This is a genomic window from Shewanella sp. Actino-trap-3, from assembly GCF_002836275.1.
In the GTDB taxonomy this organism is placed as follows: Bacteria; Pseudomonadota; Gammaproteobacteria; order Enterobacterales; family Shewanellaceae; genus Shewanella; species Shewanella psychromarinicola.
Genome location: NZ_PJCE01000001.1, coordinates 3,583,684 through 3,602,502 on the forward strand (window position 1 = coordinate 3,583,684; position 18,819 = coordinate 3,602,502).

Below are 18,819 nucleotides of genomic sequence, written 5' to 3' on the forward strand. Positions count from 1 at the left end.
AGATAAGTAAACAGATAAAAATCTCAGGAGATTTCGATGGCCAGTCGTGGTGTGAATAAAGTCATTTTGGTAGGTAACTTAGGTAAAGACCCTGAGGTTCGTTACATGCCAAATGGCAATGCCGTAGCTAACTTTACCGTAGCGACAAGTGAGTCGTGGAAAGACCAGCAAGGTCAAACGCAAGAGCGGACCGAGTGGCACAACATTGTAATGTATCGTCGTCTTGCGGAAATTGCAGGCGAGTACTTAAAGAAAGGCTCTAAAGTTTATTTAGAAGGCAAATTGCAAACCAATAAATGGCAAGATCAGACTACCGGTCAAGACCGCTATAAAACTGAAATCAACGCCATGGAAATGCAAATGTTAGACAGCCGTAACTCGGGTGGTGATAACGCCAGTGGTGGTCAAGGTCAAGGTCAATATCAGGGGCAAGGACAAAACTCGGGGCAAAACCCTGGACAAAAGATGGGACAACAACAGTCTCGTCCCGCGCCAGCACCTCAAGCTCGTCCGCCACAAGCACAATATAATCAAACTGCACCTGCTTACCAAGCTCAACCAGATGCTGGCCAGCAAGGTGGTTACCAGCAACAACCGGCGCCAGCGCAACAAGCCGCTCCAGCTTATGCTCCAAAGCCAGCCGCTGCACCACAGGGTAATTTCCAACCACAAAATGCCCCTGCACAGCGCCCAGCACCACAGCCACAACAAAACTTCACTCCAGATTTGGATGAAGGCTGGGATGACGATATTCCGTTTTAGCAGACGGTTTATTTAAAACTGTAAATTGCTTAAAGCCACGTCTGTCGTGGCTTTTTTGTGTTTGAAAAATCAATATCGGTTGTGTGTTTTATGTAGGATGTAGAGTAGTCTTGTATGGTTAGTTTTGTAAAAAGACCACAGATGAGCTGCAAAGCAAAAATGGTAAGCTCGATGATACGAGTGATTTAGCCATATTTATCGTTGATGAGATTGGCATTTCGGTTGATTTACCCTATCGTTATTTATTCGCTATGCGCGAGATGTTTGCGATTCAAACAGTGCTAAATCTCGGCAAGAATATCTTTAAATTATATCACTGGGCTGACGAGAACCCTTGCAACGTCTATGAATGTATTCGTTCGGGGTATGTTTTTATTATGTTGCCAGCAAGCGTAAAATGCATAACGAAGATGATCTAAATAAAGTTCGACTTTAGTACTGACTTAGCGGTCAAGTTGAGGCTGCAGATGTTTCAAAAACCTGTTAGTAATGCACTGCGAAAGTGAACACTCGCGGGTCGTGTTAAAAGATTTGGATATTCTGGTTAATATACAGCAAACAACTCCACTGAACGCCTATGATTGCTACCGCATTACGCCGCTCGCTTTACGTTGGTCAATCGAGTTTTGGCGACTAGCTGCAACATGGTTTACTATGACTCTTGATATTCGTTCTTGTCAGTTGCCACAGCTTATAGGTGGTAATTTAGGTGTCAAGGTCGTCAATTTTGACGAAAAGTAGCAACTAAAAACTGACCTATTGATTTAACATATGGAGCTGCATGGCCTATGGGAGTATACTTGGCGCTATATTTAGAGTTTAAGCTCTAAAAAAGGATGAGTATGAATTTTTATGATCAAAGCCGCGCCCTACTTGGGCGCTTTAATTTAGCCAAAGTGCAGCTTAAAAGCCTTACTCGTCGTCTGTTCAGCCGTCCAACGAGGAATCTGGCTACTTTAGTATTTACGGGTGTTTTGACTGTTGTCAGTCAGCCGCTGCTTGCCGATGAGGTAGTCGCTTTGTCATTTGCTAAGGCTTGGCAACAAGTACAAAGAGTCAGTGATTCACAGCAGGCCCAATCGGCTCAAGTCGCCCGAGCAAAAGGGCTCGAAGAGGCTGGTGAAGACATGGACTGGCCATCGTTACAGCTCACTAGTAGTTATTCCTTGTTAGAAAAACCCTTAGCTCTGGATGTGGCCGAGCTTGGGATCGATGCAACAAGCTTACCGCCAGCTCTGGGTCAGATGTTAGGGGCACTGCCGAGCCAGTTTGCCTTTTCAGAGCAAGATATTTTTCGCACTAGCTTAAAAGCCATGTGGCCTATTTATACCGGTGGTCAGATCACCGCGGCTCAAGGGATACATAAGGCCAAAGTGGAGGAGAAAAAACAGCAGCAGGCCTTGGCGACAAGAGAGTTATTCCTTCTTCTCGTGAATCGCTATTACGGCGTTGCTGTCGCTAAAGCTACGGTGGAAACTAACCAGACCTTAGTCGATTCCTTAGCTGTGCATTTAGATCATGCTACTAAGCGCGAACAGCAAGGGCAAATCGCGAGAGTCGAAGTGCTCAATGCTGAAGTGGCATACAACAATGGCAAAATTAATTTAGCCAGCACAGTTCGCCAATGGGAAATGGCCAATATTGCTATGGCACGTATGCTAAAGCTACCTTCGGTAAATTTATATTCGGCACTTTTCATGCTCGATGAGTCGCCTTCTTTGCCTTATTTGTCGCAACTAACCCTAACGCAGCATCCCGCACTAAAATTACTTCAGGCGAAGGAAGCTCAAGCAGAAGGGCTGATTGATGTGGAAAAAGGCTTGTATAAGCCTAAGGTGTTTCTGTACGGTAACTATACCTTGTATGAAGATGACAGCACTTTATCCCATATTGAGCCAGACTGGATGGTAGGTGTTGGCCTGACTATGCCGCTTATTAGCCGAGACGGGCGCAGTGGTAAGGTTCGGGCGGCCAAGAGTGCGTTGCTGCAAGCTCGTTATACTAAGGCACAAACTCAGCAAGATCTCAGTTTGCTGCTCGATCAAAACTACCGTCAACTGTTACAGGCCAAGGAAGAAAGTCAGTCCCTCGATACCAGCTTAGCTTTAGCGAAGGAAAACCTACGATTAAGAGACATTGCCTTTAATCAGGGATTATCGACTTCCATAGACAGGGTTGATGCTGAAATCAAACTCAAAGCCGTGCACACTCAGCAATTAGCTGCCAAATATCGCTACCTACAGGCCTATGCGAGTCTGATGACGATAAGTGGTCAGCTTGATAAATTTATTAATAATAGCAACAGCTTGGAGAAATGATATGCAAGCTAACCGTATTCTAGCCCCCGTGGCGTTAGTGGCTTTAGGCTGTATTCTTGCCTACGGCGTGCACCTTGCATTTGTGCCAAAACCTTTATTGTTACAGGGGCAAATTGAAGCCAGAGAATATAATATCTCTTCCAAAGTACCTGGGCGCGTAGATCAGGTGCTGGTTAGGCGCGGGGATAACGTTAAAGAGGGTGATCTGTTATTTGCTATTAGTAGCCCAGAGCTTGATGCTAAGTTACTGCAGGCTCAAGGTGGTCTCGACGCGGCAACGGCTATGCAGCAACAAGCCATTAATGGTGCGAGGCAACAGCAAATAACGGCAGCCAAAGATCAATGGTCAAAAGCCAAAGCTGCGACGGAACTGAGTGACAAAACCTATCAACGAATTGAAAACCTGTTCGATGAAGGTGTTGTTGCACGGCAAAAGCGCGATGAAGCTTATACACAATGGCAGGCCGCCAAATATACCCAGCAAGCAGCCTATGCCATGTATCAAATGTCTTCCGAAGGTGCGCGCGTCGAAACCAAAGCCGCAGCAGCAGGTAAGACACGTATGGCAGAAGGTGCGGTTAACGAGGTGAATGCGATTTTAGCCGATAGCCAAATGCGCTCACCCAAAAAAGCTGAGGTGAGTGAGGTGTTATTACAAGCCGGTGAGCTCGCACCGAGTGGGTTTCCTGTGGTGAGCTTGATTGATATGCAAGATGCCTGGGCGGTATTTCAGGTGCGTGAGGATCTGCTATCTGAATTTACCTTAGGGCAAAACGTTCGCCTAACACTGCCTGCACTCAAACAGAGTTACCCCTTTCAAGTAACACATATTAGTGTGATGGGAGATTTTGCTACTTGGCGTGCCACCGAAAGCGGCCATGATTTTGACATGCGCACCTTTGAAGTTGAACTACGGCCTGTTGAGCCCATCTCTGGGCTACGTGTTGGCATGTCAACCTTGATACAGTGGTAACCCGTAATGCGCCCCCCCCTTAGTGCGTTAGTCATCAGAGAGCTTAAGGCCCTATGGCAAGATCCTTGGCAGCTGGCCTTGGTGAGCTATTTGCCATTAGTTGGGATCTTCATGCTCTGGTGGTTATTTAGTGCCGGACTGCCCCGAGCTTTACCTGTGGCTTTGGTTGATCAAGATATGAGCCAGCTAAGCCGCAGTTTAGGGCGTAACTTAGCGGCAAGCCCGGTGATCACCCCTATTAGTTATCCTGATTTACTCAGTGCACAACAAGCCATGAAAGAGGCGGAAGTATATGCCATGGTGGTGTTGCCCTATGGGCTTAGAAAGGATTTGCTCACAGCAAAACAGCCCGTTATCGACATTCGTTACAATGGACAATTTCTGCTGGTGGGTAAATTACTGGTAAGCCAAATCCAGCAAAGTTTAGGGGCGGGATTGTCTGAACTTGCGGGGATCAAGCAGATGGCCGCTGGGGTGCCTAAGGTCAAGGTAGAAACTCGTCTTAGGCCGGTGGCTAGCCAAGTGACGCCTTTATTTAATATGAACAAGAGTTACCTAGTGTTTTTATTGCCGCCAGTGTTAATTGCCCTCGGGCAGTTATTAGCTATGCTAGTGTTTGCCAACTGTTTAAGCCGCGAGGTGCGTTTAGGCAAGCTAACACAATGTTATCGTGCCGGTATTTGGCGGGTAATCGGGGTTAAGTTTTTGCTGTACACCCCATTGCTTATTTTACAGGGGAAACTTATTTTAGCCGTTTTATATCAATATCTTGCCTTACCTTTGGCGGGGAAGTTTGGTCAGTTATTGTTGGCACAATTCCTTATGATTTCGGCGGTATGGTTAATTGTGTTGGCGATCTTCTTTTTACTCTTAGATGCCACCCGACTTGTGAGTTTTTGTACCGCGTTATTTGCCCCAGCATTCCCCTTTATGGGCATTACCTTTCCCACTCAAAATATGCCGGTTTTAGCCCAGTGGTGGCGTCAAATTATGCCTTCAAGCCACTATATTGAAACCCATGTTGGGGTGGTTAGTTATGGCCAGAGTTGGTTTAATATGCTGCAACAAGTGGCCAGTTACTGGGGGTTTTTATTGCTTGTTCCGGTGATATTTTATTTAGTTAAGCGGCAAAGAAAAGCCTTGGCTGTGATGAGCACTGCCGATAAGCCCGATGATATTACGCAACCATCAAGGGGCATCTAATGCAGTTTTGGCAGTTAGTCTACTTAGATATTAAGCACCTAATAAAAGATAAAGCCATTTCATTAACCTTATTTGGTGGGGTGATTTTTTATGCATTACTTTACCCTTTGCCTTACCTTAATCAGGTGGCGACTGAGCAAGAAATCGTTTTGGTGGACTTAGATAAATCGAGTCTTAGCCGCACTTTGGCCCGCCATGTAGATGCCAGCCCTAAGATAGCATTGGCCGCGTCATTAGATTCTATAACCAGCGCCCAGGAGTGGATTGAAGCCGATAAAGCCCATGGTTTACTGGTGATCCCTGAAGGTTTTCGTCGGAATTTAATTTTGGGTAAAGGGGTAACCTTAAGTTATAGCGGCGATGCTAACTATTTCTTAATCTATTCCGCGATTGCCGGAGGTTTAGTGGCCTCAGGGCTAGATATGGCTAAACAGGTGCAGTTTGTGGATTTATTAAGTGCAGGGGTTCAGGCCAAGCAGGCAGAATTATCCCTCAATCCAGTGACCCTTAATGCTGTGCCTGTGTTTAACCAAAGTTTAGGTTACCTTCCCTATGTGGTGCCCGCGGTATTATTACTGGTATTGCATCAGACGCTACTGATCGCCAGTGGCATTTTGGGGGCAGGCCAATGGTTGCATGACGGTTATTGGCAGCAAGTGTCGGCGTTAGAGTTAGTCTGTGGCAGAATTGTGGCACTCCTGTGTATTTATGCGTATTTAACCAGCTTTTACCTAGGATTTTGTTTTTATGCCTATGACTTGACACTGCAAGGCTCGCCCATAGAGTTAGCCCTGTTGATTAGTGTCTTTTTATTGGCAACCGCGGCAGCAAGTGTGGCGTTTAGTTGCCTATTTACCCGCAGAGATTTACCCACTCAAGTGCTGTTGCTTATTTCTATGCCGATATTGTTTGTTTCAGGCTTTGTGTGGCCATTAGAGCTTATCCCAACACCTTTGATCTGGCTGTCGCAAACCATCCCCGCCGTACCAGGCATGATGGGGCTGCTTAAACTTACCCAAATGGGCGCCGACTGGCACAGCTTGATAGGGCTTTGGCTACAACTGTGGGGACTGTTTGTTGTCTTCTTTGTCTTTGCTATTATTGGGGTTAAGTATCGACAGCGGCAATTTAAGTTATCGAAAAACTATCATTAGCCTTTGAGCACAAAGAAAATAACATATCCACTCTGTTGTTCTGCTTGTTTTATTTTTTCACTCATCAAGGTTAATAGCCCTAACAAATTCTGCTTGGTGAACATGTGGTCAATAGCAATGCTTGGCTCAATGACATCATAGTGTCTATTTGTTTAGGCTTTAGTGCGTTTTATGAGTTGCTCGAATGGTGGGTAGCGCTAGCAACAGGTGAAAATGCCGAGGCCTTCTTGGGTGCTCAAGGTTATATTTGGGATACACAATCAGATATGGCGTTGGCGTTAGTCGGCGCGCTCAGCGCACTGGTGATATTGAGCATTCCCCATGATAAGCAATTACACGCTGTGGCCTAGATTAAACCGCGGTAAAGGCTTTCAATGAGTATTGCCGAGCATAAACAAAAAAGAGGCGCATTTAATGCTCCTCTTTTTTGGTTAACTGACGTTTTTTATGAGCAAGACGCTTAAAGCACCTATAAACAATAAATGTTTGTTATTATTCTTTTAAGGCTGAAGGCGCTTAATGCTCTAACCATTCGAGCATGACCCGATTAAACTCCTCTGGCTCTTCTGCCATGATCCAATGGCGGGTATTGAAAGGAACCACCTTATTACCTGGAATAGACGCCATCTTGTGTTCCCATTCCTTAGAATGGAACATGCCGGGCTTGTTCTCGCCATACATAAATAGCAGTGGGCAGTTAACAACGAGTGGCAGATTGCCTAGGGGCTTACCTGTGAGGGTTTTGCTCCATTTCCAGTAATAGGAATAGGTCATGGAAGAGGTAATTAGCTTTTGATCTCCAGGGGCTTTTAACATCTTGGCCATCTTGCGTGTCATGGCATCACCTAAGCTGCCGCCTAGTTTCCAAGCCAGCGCTAGCCACATCTGGTAGCTGAACATGAATAGCTTCACTTTAAGGCTTAATTCATGTTCTATTGATCCAGCATCACCAATGTCTACCCCAATGATTCTATTTACTTTTATTTCATTCCTTAGGTAGAACTGGTAACCAAAGAAGCAGCCCCAATCGTGCAGCAACAAAGTAACGGGCTGACCATCGCTAACAGCATCGACGACTGAATTAATTTTGCTAATAATTTCTTCTAGTGAGTACATACGTCTGTTGGAGTCGAGTTCATAGCCTGGCAAGGTAAAGCGCACACAGCGGTATTTATCTTTGAGCACCTCAACTTGTTTGTCCCACAGCCTGTAGGTATCGGGCCAACCATGGATCATGACGATGGTTTCTTCGCCGCTGCCTTCTATGATGACGTCAAGATCATCGACTTTTATTATGTTACTCATCCTCTTCCCTTTCTATTGAGTAAATGCCTGCATTATTTGCTTAAATCCGCTTGATAGGGATTGGCATTAAAAATTTTATTTAACGTAACCTAATGTTGTAGTACTGATGTTATTCACTTTTATGAGCCATTAGCCGATGAACTTTTATCTTTTACTAGGGGCTTGTTGGCACTGCTATTGACGCAGGCATCTAAGCTTTCAGCCAGTACATTTAAGGCGCTCACTTGTTGAGTGAGCGCGGTCCCTTGGGCTGCTACTGAGTCTGAAATATGGTGTGTATTAACCACGCTGGTGGCCACGTGACTGCTGGCACAATTTAATTCGTTTAAGGCAAGCACTTGCTGGGACATAATATCTGCAAGCTGGTTGATATCCCCAAGGACTGGAGTAATTTGCTCAAGGATGCCCGAAACTTCGGTGGCCGTGTGTTGTATCACCTTTTGACCTTGAAGTACTTGCTCCTTGCTATTGTCCAGAAGTGTGCGAATTTCAATGGCTGAGTGTCTACTCTTAGCTGACAGCTCTCGTACTTGATCTGCAACCACAGAAAAGCTTCGGCCCTTGTCACCTGCTCTGGCGGCTTCGATAGCAGCATTGAGTGCCAGCAAGTTAGTTTGATCGGCAACCGAGGAGATAAGATCCGCGACAGACATAATTGCTAGGTTGCTATCAAGAATATGGTCAATTGCCTGGGTCGATGCCAGTAAAGAGCTAGCACTTCGTTCAGCTTGAGTGCTAATGACTTGGCTGCGCTCTTTAAGGCCGCAAACAAATTGCTCTGACTGGGCGATGTCTTGGGTCATCTGCTGTAATTGTTGGTTCATTTGCTCTGTGGCACTGGCTTGGGCATCACAGTTAGTGTTTAGTGAGGTCACTTGGCTGTGAAGTGCATTGGCTTGCAAGGCAAGCGAACCGGCCACTTGGCTTAATTGGTTTGCATTTTCACCGGCACTGCTAAGCACCCCCGAGAGCTGTTCTTCCCCTGCTAAAGATTTCGCTGCAGCTTGTTGCATTTGTTGCTGAGATTCTTGGGTGAGCTTATGGGCTTTATCCCGTTGAATCGCGGTAAAACCTTGGGCTATAACAATCACGATAAGCGGCAGTAATACCCCAGCCCAAGTTTCGACATTGGCTTGGTCTGCAGTCAGGATTAGATGAGGTAGGGGGATATCAGCTAATACGCGCATTAACATAGCACTGGTTGCAGCTATGACGACTAGGCTCCAGATGACGGCGTTGATTAATCGAGTTGTAAGAAAAATCGCTATTATTATCAATGGGATCCAAAAAGCTTGTGCCGATATAGGCCCACCACTTTGATACACAAGATTGAGGGCGTGTAGCACTACGCCAGCCAAGCCCAGATTAATCGCCAGCCAAGGGCTGCGAAGCCACTTAATTAACAAACCTGCGCCAATTTGTGTGATGACCACACCAACAGAGGTGTATAACAACAGTTGGTTTTCGTATTGGTTCCACTTCATTATGCTGTAAAGGCCAGTACAGATGGAGAGTAAAGTGAAAAACAACAGCGTGTCGATATTGCGAAGCTCATCAGAACCCCAGCTGTGGAATTTGGGTAAAAAGGCACTGCGCCAGAGGGTGAAGGGGGTCATGGCTTATCCTTTTCCGGTGGTAAAAAGTGAGCAAGTAGCCTTGCTCACTCACTTATAGGGCAGGTAGTTATAGATCTAACATGGCCTCTTTAAGATCATCATCAGTAGGATCTTCACCCAGCCAGATAGCCAGTAAGGCTTTTCTAAAGTCTTCGCCTTTGGTGACAGACAGTTGCTTGTCGTTTTTATAGCTAATTACCCCTTGGCCAACGATGCTGACTAAGGTGAATTTATCTCCGGTTTTAATCGGCTCAGCAAAGGTGGCAATAAAGGCACTAATACCACTATCTATGGCCGAAGTATCGCCATGGGTAGCGAGCTGGAAACCATCATTCATGGCATCGGTCATTTTTTCTGAGGTGATCATATCTGAGGTGATATTGAGCTGGATAACCACAGGCGTTTGGCCATTAATAACCATTTGGGCATTGTCTGTTAGGGTTAAGGTAAATAGCGAGCCTACATATAAATCCATGAAGAATTTACTGCGAATGCCGGCACCATTGAGTTGCAAATGTTGTTCTTGCACTGTGAGGGTGTCGGGCAAGGTAACATCGCCGATCTGAGTATCGGCAAAGGCTGAGCTGCTACATAAGAGGACTAGGGCTAACCCAAGAGATTTTTTTATCACGATGAACTCCAATTTATAGATAAAACAAGGTTGTTGATAACAAACGCTTTAGACTGCTAACTGTTTAGGCAACATATGATCTAGCTGACAATTATGTTAAAACTCGTCAGCGGGCAGCACTAATGCTGCCCGCCTTGATGATTAAAATGCCTGGTTGTATTCAACCCAGTAAGAGTCATCAGTGTCGTCACTGTTGTCAGTTTTGTAGTTTAAACGAATGTTTTGACGCTTGTTCATTTGATAGGCGACGGCTATTTCACCTTGAAAACTTGGCATTTGTAGGCCGCCATCGAGCACGTCATCATGCCAAGATTTACCTTGTAGTTCTTCGGTGTAAGAGGTGCTTAACAGTACCCAGTAGTGCTCAGAAAGGGTGTAACGGGTGTAGATCATACCTGTCATGATTGTTGATGCTATGTCGATACCACTGCTAGACATGTTAGCGGCCGCAGCCTTTTCTGGTGGCAGCAGTTGCGACATATTGTCTTCAACTACCACGGCGCCAGCATACAGAATTGGCCATATGTATAGGTCTTTGGTGACGGGAATGGTCATCACAGGACCTGCTTGGATGACAGCAAAGTTACCGTAGAAGGGATGGTCACCAAACACGGCATCGGCTGACCAGCCTATACCATTGTTAGTGTTAATTGTGCCGTAACGTAGACGGAAAGACCGTTCAATCTTAGTATCGTTAAAGGTTGGAACTGATCCATAGGTAGGGTGAGAGACCATGCCACTAAACTTAGGGGTGTCGGCATCTTCATTGAAGACGTTTTTCGCTTCGAAAATCACCCCGCTTTTTTGACCGCTGGTGGCGCTCTTTTCAGACAACATCAACTGACCTTTGATGTTAAAACCATCGTTACCATAGGATGCGCCAACTGAGGTAGACACGTCTGTGGGGTCAGACATGTCAATATCATTATTTATCTCTTCGGCAATGGCGCTAGCAGAAATCATTGAAGAAAGGATTGCTATGGTAAGTAATTTTTTTTTCATGTTTTACTCCAGAATCTTATCATTATCATTAATGTGTTTTATTAACGTATGGTCAAGCAGTGGAACGGTGGCATCAGCAGGGTGAGTGACTGATGCCCTGAGTTAAGCTAAGTTAAGTTGGTGATTTTTCCATTTTTTACTAAAGAAAACATAAGCATAAGTACTATTGATTAGGAAGCTGGCAAGGCCTGCCGCTAACATAAGTTCATCATTACGGGGTAAAGGCACTACGTTGCTTTCGTACATAAACGGAAAGCAGAAGTAGTACATAAACGAGCCTGCCAACGTAAATGCGCGGGCTTGTAACCAAGTGCCTTTTTTCACAAACAGGGCCGGTAGGGTCGCCGCAAGTAACACCATGGCTTGGGCTGTGGCAGAACCGGGGAAATTAAGGTAGACAAAGACGATATTCCACACGTCGTAGGCGATGATCCAGAAGGTGGTCATGGCAGGCCAGATCATGTCTTGTTGTTTGCTCTTGTCGGCGGCAATCATGGCCCAGCCAGTCAAGGTGATGATGGAGAGCACGCCACCAATGGCATTTAAGATATTGGCCATATTACCCATAGTGAAATCTTGGGTCACGGCTTCGGCAATGTTAACGGCTAGGAAGGCGGCTGCGCCGAACTTAGCCCATTTCATATTCCCAATCTTAGTGAATCGTATTAAGGTGAATAGTCCAGCAGCGAAGATAACTGAATAGAGTTTTACCCATTTAAACCAGTAGGTGATGCCGTAGCTTGACCAGAGTGGAATAAGGACGATGGGCAGCAGGAACCAGAGTACGTAGTTACTCCATTTATAGCGGCGACAGATTTCATTGAGTAGCATCAAACCACACAATACAAACAGAACATGGATGACAGCACGAACCATGTGCCATTCGTGGATCTTAAACTTGTCACCATCGAGGCTAAATTGGATTTGGCTGTCGTCGATGAACGTTAAACGGGCACCATCAAAATCAGTGATTTCATTGCCTGGGGTGCTAGTAATGACTAGCTCGCCTAAATGTTCATGCCATTGTTGTTGCTCAACCTTGTTAAACCCGCCAGATTGTTTCATGACGTTAACGTGGTTATTTTCAGTGAACTCTAGGCGATAGAATAAACTGCCTTCACCGGGTTTTCCGTCTCTTGTGCCTTGCCAGACTTCCCCTTGAAGCTGCAGTGCATCTTGGCTTTGGGTGTCTGCAATGGCTTGCTGAGCACTGCCGGTGCCAAGGAGCAATAGCAGAGACAAGGCCATGGATTTGAGTGTGATAAATTTCATACGCTTCCTCTCTTAGCGTGGATTTGTGCGCAGTGTTGGCGTTGGCTTAAGCTTTTTGGCTTAAGCCAACGCCTTGCAGTACTAGGCCGTTTGTTTCACGAGTTTTGGTTCAAGGTCGCTAATTAAGGGCGCAGGATGGTCACCGCAGGGAGGTTCGTTTGTTGGGCTGGTTTTCTGCTTGTAGAAGTACCAGATTGCAAACGGGATATGCAGAGCCAAGTTGACAGCGCCCCAAACCCATAACACATTGTCATTAGCCCAGCTGCGGGAATCCATCAGGGGAGTGAATATGTCGGAATTGGCTCTTATCAAGATGTGAAAAGCTAAGGTGTAAACACGCGCTATGATATATAGCTCTGGGCGGCCTTTGATGATGGGGTAAAGCTCAGCCGCCATCAAAATACAGAAGGAGCTAGCGAAGAAGCCAGGGTTTTCACCGAAGACGAAAGCTAAGTTCCAAGTGGTGTAGAGGAAGTTCCACGCCGCCGTTGAATAGAGTAGAAGATCGTTTGGCTTGTCTCTGCCTATAACCCAGAACTGACGCTTGCCATTCTTATAGCGAGGGAATGGAATTGTGATACATAAGATGAAACCACAAATAGCGTTGAAGTAGTTTGCCGTTGCAAAGTCTTTTAGCGTCGCTTCAGCAATGTTAAGGAATAACACTGCATAGAGCACTTTAAGTACCCAGTCACCACGGAAGAAAGACAGCACCCGGTTTGGGTTATCGTTATAGAGCCAGGCAATCCTAGCACCACCGACGACAATAGCCGTGGGTAATAAAACGCTAACCGTTTTTACCCAGCGAAACCAGCCGTCCAAGTGATCAACCCATAAAGGGGCGGTGAGTAGGGACAGCACCCAAAACGCTGCCGTTAGTCTTGGTGTCCGGCGCATGCCTTCAACCAATAAGAGTAAGAAAACGATGTAACCACTCATCGATACAACATATTGCCACACGGGGATTTCCATAATGCCTCCAGATAGCCCATTGAAAGAGTTAACAACCCTATAACTAGTTAGAGTATATACTCTAAATTAGAGTATATACTCTAGCTTATTGAAGGTTATGACTGTGATCTAGCTCCCATTCGTTATCTCTCTGTTTTTGTTGTTAGGTTGATTTTGAAATTTTGTGATCCAGTGTTGGTTTTTTGGTGGAAAATGTACTTTAAAAGTTACTTTATTAGGCTGAACTTAGATTGAACTTAGGTTGTTTAGTGTGTTTAAGAGATATTTTGGGAGGCGGTAGGAAGGGATCGGTATTATATTTAAGCGCCAATAGGTACAAAAAGGAGCCCTTAGGCTCCTTTTTTGATCTACAGGATTAATCTCAAGGATTGACCATATTGTTTCTTGGTTTACGTAGACGATACTTACGGCAGCTTCTGGACGGTCACGTTGAGGAGCTCAACGACTAAAGTCTTTAGCGTTCTCACCACCAGAGTCTTAAGCTATCTCACCACCAGCTTCACGAATGTTCAGCGCTCTGTCACATACGTGAACTTTACGTAGATGCTGTAGAGCGTCTTTAGCATACTTTCTGGTAAATCAGCGGTTGTTACTTGATCCTATTACTGGATTTGACCAATATAACGGCTGTCTATGTTAACTTCGTTAGCGATAGCACTAACGATATTACCCACACCATGTTCACGACCCATATCGATAACATAAGGTTTTATCTTCGCATCTGGGTTATTGTTAAGGCTGTCGGCGTTGCCAAAACCAGTCTATGAAGTTTATATAATCCATTTTTATATTGCCTATTAACTACAATGATATTGGCAAGTAACATGTTTGTGTCCTAGCAACAGGCTGACGCTTAACCAATATTGCTTATTGAATCGATCTACCAGTGAAAAAGTTTATTAAGCAGTTGATTAAATTCATCTTACACTTGCTCTCTTTTTGAACTAAAACCATTAGCTCCTGTCATAAAAAACACCTTGCCAGTGACCTGGCAAGGTGTTTGATTTATGCAATAAACGTGTGTGTTAACACCAGTATTATTGGTTTACTCTTTGTATTTTAATGTGCCATTGGCTTTAATTTCGTCGTACCACAAGTTGTGGTGCTGTGAAGCCCAGTTTTCGTCGCAATAGCCCGAGACCATACACTCCATACCGCCTTCACTGAGTACGGTCGCCATCCAAATATGCACTATGGTAAACGCGACAATAATCACAGCGCTGACGCCATGTATAAGCAGTGCAAGCATTGACCATATTCGTGGTAAATCAAGTGTAGGGAAGACTAACATTATCCCGGTCACACTGATGCAAAGACCGAAAATAGCTAAGCTCCAGAACCACATTTTTTCACCCGCATTGGCAAACCCACTGTCTGGGTGTTTACCTTTAAACGGGCCAAAGTTAATGTAGCCACCGACTACTAAAAACCATTTTAAATCATACAGCTTAACGGTTTGCAGTGGCATCCACTTGATAACACACGCCAGCCAAGACACCATAAAAATGGGGCTAGACCAATCGTGGCTAAACTTGCTAAAGGCGATTATTCCTGCCCAAATATCGTCGCCGACATACGGGGCTAAGAAATGGCGTCCCAGCATAATGACCAAACCAGTTAACATCATGATTAGGCACGATACGGCCATAATCCAATGCAACCAAAGATCCGCTTTGCTCCAACGAAATACCATTTTGCCGGAAAAGCCTTTACTCAGTGTAGATGGACCATTAACAAAGTAAAATACTAAAAAAGCTATAAAAACCCCGACAAAAGCTAGGCCTAGTAACGGTTTTAGATAAGTATTGCGTAATATTTTGCCTTCATTACCCGCGACATTTATTAGAATATCAGCATCTACACCTTTATATGTGCTGTAGCCTGATTCACCGGCTTTTATTGCACGCCAGAGATCGGCATCACTGGTCATCGACTTTGCTTGTTGCTGGCTTGATTGTTCATCGGCGGCATACACAGGCGCTGTAGCCAACCCCAATCCCATACACAGAACCAACAGAGCAAATATCCTGCGCAATGATTTGTTTAACATTAACGTTAACATTGTCACTCCTTAAAATGGCTGCGAACAAGGTCGCAGCCCATGCTCTGATTAGATTATTTCGCCTGTTTTAGGATCGTAACCCCAAATTGCATTGGGATTACCACGTGCTGCCATGCGCTGACGATAAATGTCAGACACTATGCCAGCGTCGCCCGCAAGTAATGCCTTAGTCGCACATAACTCGGCACACATGGGTAATTTACCTTCTGCGATACGGTTTGAACCGTATTTTAGATGCTCAGCTTCTGAATGATCTTCTTCTGGGCCACCGGCACAGAAGGTACATTTATCCATTTTGCCGCGGCCACCATAAGTACTCTTTTGCGGGAACTGCGGCGCACCAAATGGGCAGGCATAGAAGCAATAACCACAACCAATACAAGTATCTTTGTTGTGTAGCACTATGCCGTCTTCGGTACGGTAGAAACAATCTGCCGGACACACAGCCATACAAGGTGCATCGGTACAATGCATACATGCGACTGAGATAGACACTTCACCAGGAACACCGTCGTTCAGTGTCACCACGCGACGACGTTGAATACCCCACTCTAAAGCAGAGTCGTTTTCGTTTTTACACGCTGTGACACAACCGTTACATTCGATGCAGCGCTTGGTATCACATAAAAATTTCATTGTAGCCATATTGGCAATTCTCCTCGCTTAACTGCAATTACGCTTTTTCAATCTGACAAAGCGACGCCTTGGTTTCCTGCATTTGAGTTACAGGGTCATAACCATAAGTCAATGCCGTGTTAGCAGATTCACCAATAACGTAAGGCACTGTGCCTTCTGGGTAGTTAGCCGCTAAACTTTCGCCATGCATGACACCGGCAAAGTGATAAGGCATCCAAGTCACACCAGGCTTAACGCGTGGCGTTACCATGGCCTTAATCTTAATGCGTCCACCTTCAGCGCCTTCTAACCATATTGAGTCACCATCGCGTAGTCCGCGATCCGCTGCATCCGCTGGGTTAATTTCAACAAACATTTCTTGCTGTAATTCTGCCAGCCAAGGGTTAGATCGCGACTCTTCACCACCGCCCTCATACTCAACTAAACGGCCAGAAGTCAGTATTAATGGATATTTAATAGAACTATCATGCTGTTGAATTGATTTATATAAGGTCGGTAAACGGTGAACTTGCATATCATCGTAAGTGGGATATTTAGCGACTAAGTCACGACGCGGGGTATACAAGGGTTCACGGTGAATAGGCACTTGATCGGGGAAATTCCACACGATACAACGCGCTTTAGCGTTACCATAAGGGCTACAGCCATGCTTCACCGCGACACGCTGAATACCGCCAGAAATATCGGTTTTCCAGTTTTTGCCTTCAGCATATTGTTTCTCTTCAGCCGTTAAATCATCCCACCAGCCAAGCTGTTTAAGCATGCCTGAAGTGAACTCAGGGTAACCGTCTTGGATTTCTGCACCTTGAGAAAAGCTATCTTCTGCTAATAGATTTTTTCCCTGGTATTCAACACCGTAACGGGCGCGGAAGTTACCCCCCCCCTTTGACACATGTTTACTTGTGTCATACAAAATTTGAGTACCTGGATGTTTCTGTTCTGGTGTTCCCCAACATGGCCAAGGTAAGCCGTAGGTTTCACCTTTTACTTCGCCACCGGCAGCTTCTAGGGTCTTATTGCTGAATAAGCCCCAGTTTTGGGTGTGTTGCTTAATACGCTCTGGGCTTTGGCCAGTCATACCAATAGTCCACATACCACGGTTAATTTCGCGAGTAATGTCTTCTATCACCAACATGTCGCTTGAATCTTTAGCGATACGCTTGGTGTACTCTTTATCAAAGCCCAGTTTTTGCGATAAGCGGTACATGATTTCAAGGTCAGTTTTCGATTCAAATAATGGCTCGATCACTTTTTCACGCCATTGTTGGCTACGACCAGAGTTAGATACCGAACCCTCTGTTTCAAATTGAGTCGTTGCAGGTAACAAGTACACGCCATCTTGACGACGGTGCATAACTGCTGCCATGGTTGGAAATGGATCAACCACCACCACAGTGTCCATCTTGTCTAGTGCATCACGTACATCAGCCTGACGAGTTTCAGTGTTAACCGATTGTCCCCAGAAGAAGCCCATACGCACACGGTCTTTCTGAGCTAAATGTTCAGGCGTTTCTAACACACCATCGTGCCAGCGAGAACATGGAATACCCGGGGTATTCATTGGTACACGGCCTAAATATTCGTTTTGATCAAAGCGTGATTTAACCCAATCTAAATCTAGGCTCCAGACATTGGTCCAATGTTCCCATGCGCCAGAGGTTAAACCGTAGTAACCCGGTAGATTATCGAATAATAAACCTAAGTCAGTCGCGCCTTGTACATTATCGTGACCACGGAAGATGTTAGTACCACCACCTGAGACACCCATGTTGCCAAGCGCAAGCTGTAAAATACAATAAGCACGTGTGTTAGCATTACCCACGTGATGCTGAGTACCACCCATACACCAAATAACGGTACCAGGACGGTTATCAGCCATTAGTTTAGCGGCTTGGTAAACTTCTTCTTCGCTACAACCTGTGACACTGGCCACTTCTTTAGGTGGGAACTTCTTGGCTTCTGCACGAATGGATTCCATTTCGAAAACACGTTCTTTAATAAAGGTTTTATCTTCCCAACCATTTTCAAAGATGTGCCATAACATTCCGTAGATAAACGGAATGTCAGTACCAGGACGTAGGCCACAATGTAGGTCTGCGTGTGCAGCAGTACGGGTAAAGCGAGGATCGACAACGATTAATTTAGCGTTGTTTTTCTCTTTTGCGATCATGATATGTTGCATTGCAACCGGATGCGCCTCTGCAGGGTTAGCACCGATAAAGAAGATTGCATTGGCATTTTGAATATCATTAAAAGAGTTAGTTTGCGCACCGTAACCCCAAGTGTTAGCAACACCGGCTACCGTGGTAGAGTGACAAATACGAGCACAATGGTCGATGTTGTTCGTGCCCCACATGGCGGCAAATTTGCGATACATGTAGCAGCCTTCGTTCGAAAACTTAGCGCTACCCATAAAGTAGATCGAATCAGGACCTGACTCTTTACGAATATCCGTCATCTTGTCGCCTACTTCGTTAAAAGCTTGCTCCCAAGATATTTTTTTCCACTTGCCGCCGACCAATTTCATTGGGTATTTAAGGCGTTTTTCACCGTGACCATGTTCGCGTAATGCCGCACCTTTAGCGCAATGTCCACCATTGTTAAATGGGTGGTCGAATGCAGGCTCTTGACCAGTCCACACGCCATTTTGTACTTCGGCATATACACCACACCCTACGGCACACGCACTACATACAGTACGTTTGATTTCAGTGGGTGCATTGTGGGGCACATCTTTCGCTTCAGCACGACGGATCATGCCAGTGCCCATCATTGATGCTGCCGCAATACCGCCGGTGGCAACACTCATTTGCTTCATAAATTGACGACGATTAATACCAAGCTTGTTTGAAGCTTCATTGGTAGGAGCCGTGATTGATTTGCGAGTTAATTTCATCGCTTAAATTCTCCTAA

Annotated in this window: 14 protein-coding genes and 2 pseudogenes; 6 read left to right on the plus strand and 10 right to left on the minus strand. The window is 45.4% G+C overall.

Annotated features, from left to right (window positions below):
* Positions 1–36: 36 nt before the first annotated feature.
* The 6 genes and pseudogenes from CXF80_RS15440 to CXF80_RS15470 all read left to right on the plus strand — a co-directional run.
* Complete coding sequence (locus tag CXF80_RS15440; RefSeq protein WP_101033833.1) at positions 37–762, plus strand: single-stranded DNA-binding protein; 726 nt, start codon at positions 37–39, stop codon at positions 760–762.
* 842 nt (positions 763–1,604) lie between these two features.
* Positions 1,605–3,080, plus strand: a complete 1,476-nt coding sequence (locus CXF80_RS15450) for a TolC family protein (RefSeq protein WP_101033835.1) — start codon at positions 1,605–1,607, stop codon at positions 3,078–3,080.
* Position 3,081: 1 nt separating this feature from the next.
* Complete coding sequence (locus CXF80_RS15455; RefSeq protein ID WP_101033836.1) at positions 3,082–4,053, plus strand: HlyD family secretion protein; 972 nt, start codon at positions 3,082–3,084, stop codon at positions 4,051–4,053.
* 6 nt (positions 4,054–4,059) lie between these two features.
* Positions 4,060–5,256 carry an ABC transporter permease gene (locus CXF80_RS15460; RefSeq protein WP_101033837.1) on the plus strand — a complete coding sequence of 399 codons (1,197 nt, stop codon included), beginning with the start codon at positions 4,060–4,062 and terminating at the stop codon, positions 5,254–5,256.
* Entirely contained in the window at positions 5,256–6,410 is a 1,155-nt protein-coding gene (locus CXF80_RS15465; protein WP_101033838.1) for an ABC transporter permease, read from the plus strand. The genes CXF80_RS15460 and CXF80_RS15465 overlap by 1 nt, the downstream gene beginning before the upstream one ends.
* A gap of 83 nt (positions 6,411–6,493) precedes the next feature.
* A pseudogene (locus CXF80_RS15470) lies at positions 6,494–6,760 on the plus strand (DUF2238 domain-containing protein); the annotation flags it as partial.
* 166 nt (positions 6,761–6,926) lie between these two features.
* Here CXF80_RS15470 and CXF80_RS15475 read toward each other — a convergent pair.
* The 10 genes and pseudogenes from CXF80_RS15475 to CXF80_RS15515 all read right to left on the minus strand — a co-directional run bounded on the left by CXF80_RS15475 (position 6,927) and on the right by CXF80_RS15515 (position 18,802).
* The gene (locus tag CXF80_RS15475) at positions 6,927–7,715 is read right to left on the minus strand and encodes an alpha/beta fold hydrolase (protein ID WP_101033840.1); all 789 of its coding nucleotides are present in this window, start codon (positions 7,713–7,715) and stop codon (positions 6,927–6,929) included.
* A gap of 119 nt (positions 7,716–7,834) precedes the next feature.
* Complete coding sequence (locus CXF80_RS15480) at positions 7,835–9,331, minus strand: methyl-accepting chemotaxis protein (RefSeq protein ID WP_101033841.1); 1,497 nt, start codon at positions 9,329–9,331, stop codon at positions 7,835–7,837.
* Positions 9,332–9,398: 67 nt separating this feature from the next.
* A complete protein-coding gene (locus CXF80_RS15485) occupies positions 9,399–9,962 on the minus strand; it encodes a chalcone isomerase family protein (RefSeq protein ID WP_101033842.1) in 564 nt (187 codons plus the stop codon).
* A 141-nt stretch (positions 9,963–10,103) separates the two neighbouring features.
* Positions 10,104–10,964: a hypothetical protein gene (locus CXF80_RS15490; RefSeq protein ID WP_101033843.1), complete on the minus strand. Its 861-nt coding sequence runs from the start codon at positions 10,962–10,964 to the stop codon at positions 10,104–10,106.
* A 102-nt stretch (positions 10,965–11,066) separates the two neighbouring features.
* Positions 11,067–12,236 (minus strand): DUF5692 family protein, encoded by a 1,170-nt coding sequence (locus CXF80_RS15495; protein ID WP_101033844.1) that lies wholly within the window; start codon positions 12,234–12,236, stop codon positions 11,067–11,069.
* Between the two features lie 81 nt (positions 12,237–12,317).
* A complete protein-coding gene (locus tag CXF80_RS15500) occupies positions 12,318–13,208 on the minus strand; it encodes a hypothetical protein (protein WP_101033845.1) in 891 nt (296 codons plus the stop codon).
* A 483-nt stretch (positions 13,209–13,691) separates the two neighbouring features.
* A pseudogene (locus CXF80_RS20525) lies at positions 13,692–13,960 on the minus strand (DbpA RNA binding domain-containing protein); the annotation flags it as partial.
* Positions 13,961–14,253: 293 nt separating this feature from the next.
* A complete protein-coding gene (locus CXF80_RS15505) occupies positions 14,254–15,270 on the minus strand; it encodes a formate dehydrogenase subunit gamma (protein WP_101033846.1) in 1,017 nt (338 codons plus the stop codon).
* Positions 15,271–15,318: 48 nt separating this feature from the next.
* On the minus strand, positions 15,319–15,915 hold the full coding sequence (gene fdh3B, locus CXF80_RS15510; protein ID WP_101033847.1) for a formate dehydrogenase FDH3 subunit beta: 597 nt from the start codon (positions 15,913–15,915) through the stop codon (positions 15,319–15,321).
* A gap of 28 nt (positions 15,916–15,943) precedes the next feature.
* On the minus strand, positions 15,944–18,802 hold the full coding sequence (locus tag CXF80_RS15515; RefSeq protein ID WP_101033848.1) for a molybdopterin-dependent oxidoreductase: 2,859 nt from the start codon (positions 18,800–18,802) through the stop codon (positions 15,944–15,946).
* Between the last annotated feature and the right edge of the window lie 17 nt (positions 18,803–18,819).

Excerpts from the sequence above, each read along its gene's own strand:
- CXF80_RS15440 (WP_101033833.1), top strand. The coding sequence starts at position 37 with ATGGCCAGTCGTGGTGTGAATAAAGTCATTTTGGTAGGTAACTTAGGT.
- CXF80_RS15450 (WP_101033835.1), top strand. The coding sequence starts at position 1,605 with ATGAATTTTTATGATCAAAGCCGCGCCCTACTTGGGCGCTTTAATTTA.
- CXF80_RS15455 (WP_101033836.1), top strand. The coding sequence starts at position 3,082 with ATGCAAGCTAACCGTATTCTAGCCCCCGTGGCGTTAGTGGCTTTAGGC.
- CXF80_RS15460 (WP_101033837.1), top strand. The coding sequence starts at position 4,060 with ATGCGCCCCCCCCTTAGTGCGTTAGTCATCAGAGAGCTTAAGGCCCTA.
- CXF80_RS15465 (WP_101033838.1), top strand. The coding sequence starts at position 5,256 with ATGCAGTTTTGGCAGTTAGTCTACTTAGATATTAAGCACCTAATAAAA.
- CXF80_RS15475 (WP_101033840.1), bottom strand. The coding sequence starts at position 7,715 with ATGAGTAACATAATAAAAGTCGATGATCTTGACGTCATCATAGAAGGC.
- CXF80_RS15480 (WP_101033841.1), bottom strand. The coding sequence starts at position 9,331 with ATGACCCCCTTCACCCTCTGGCGCAGTGCCTTTTTACCCAAATTCCAC.
- CXF80_RS15490 (WP_101033843.1), bottom strand. The coding sequence starts at position 10,964 with ATGAAAAAAAAATTACTTACCATAGCAATCCTTTCTTCAATGATTTCT.
- CXF80_RS15495 (WP_101033844.1), bottom strand. The coding sequence starts at position 12,236 with ATGAAATTTATCACACTCAAATCCATGGCCTTGTCTCTGCTATTGCTC.
- CXF80_RS15500 (WP_101033845.1), bottom strand. The coding sequence starts at position 13,208 with ATGGAAATCCCCGTGTGGCAATATGTTGTATCGATGAGTGGTTACATC.
- CXF80_RS15505 (WP_101033846.1), bottom strand. The coding sequence starts at position 15,270 with ATGTTAACGTTAATGTTAAACAAATCATTGCGCAGGATATTTGCTCTG.
- fdh3B (WP_101033847.1), bottom strand. The coding sequence starts at position 15,915 with ATGGCTACAATGAAATTTTTATGTGATACCAAGCGCTGCATCGAATGT.
- CXF80_RS15515 (WP_101033848.1), bottom strand. The coding sequence starts at position 18,802 with ATGAAATTAACTCGCAAATCAATCACGGCTCCTACCAATGAAGCTTCA.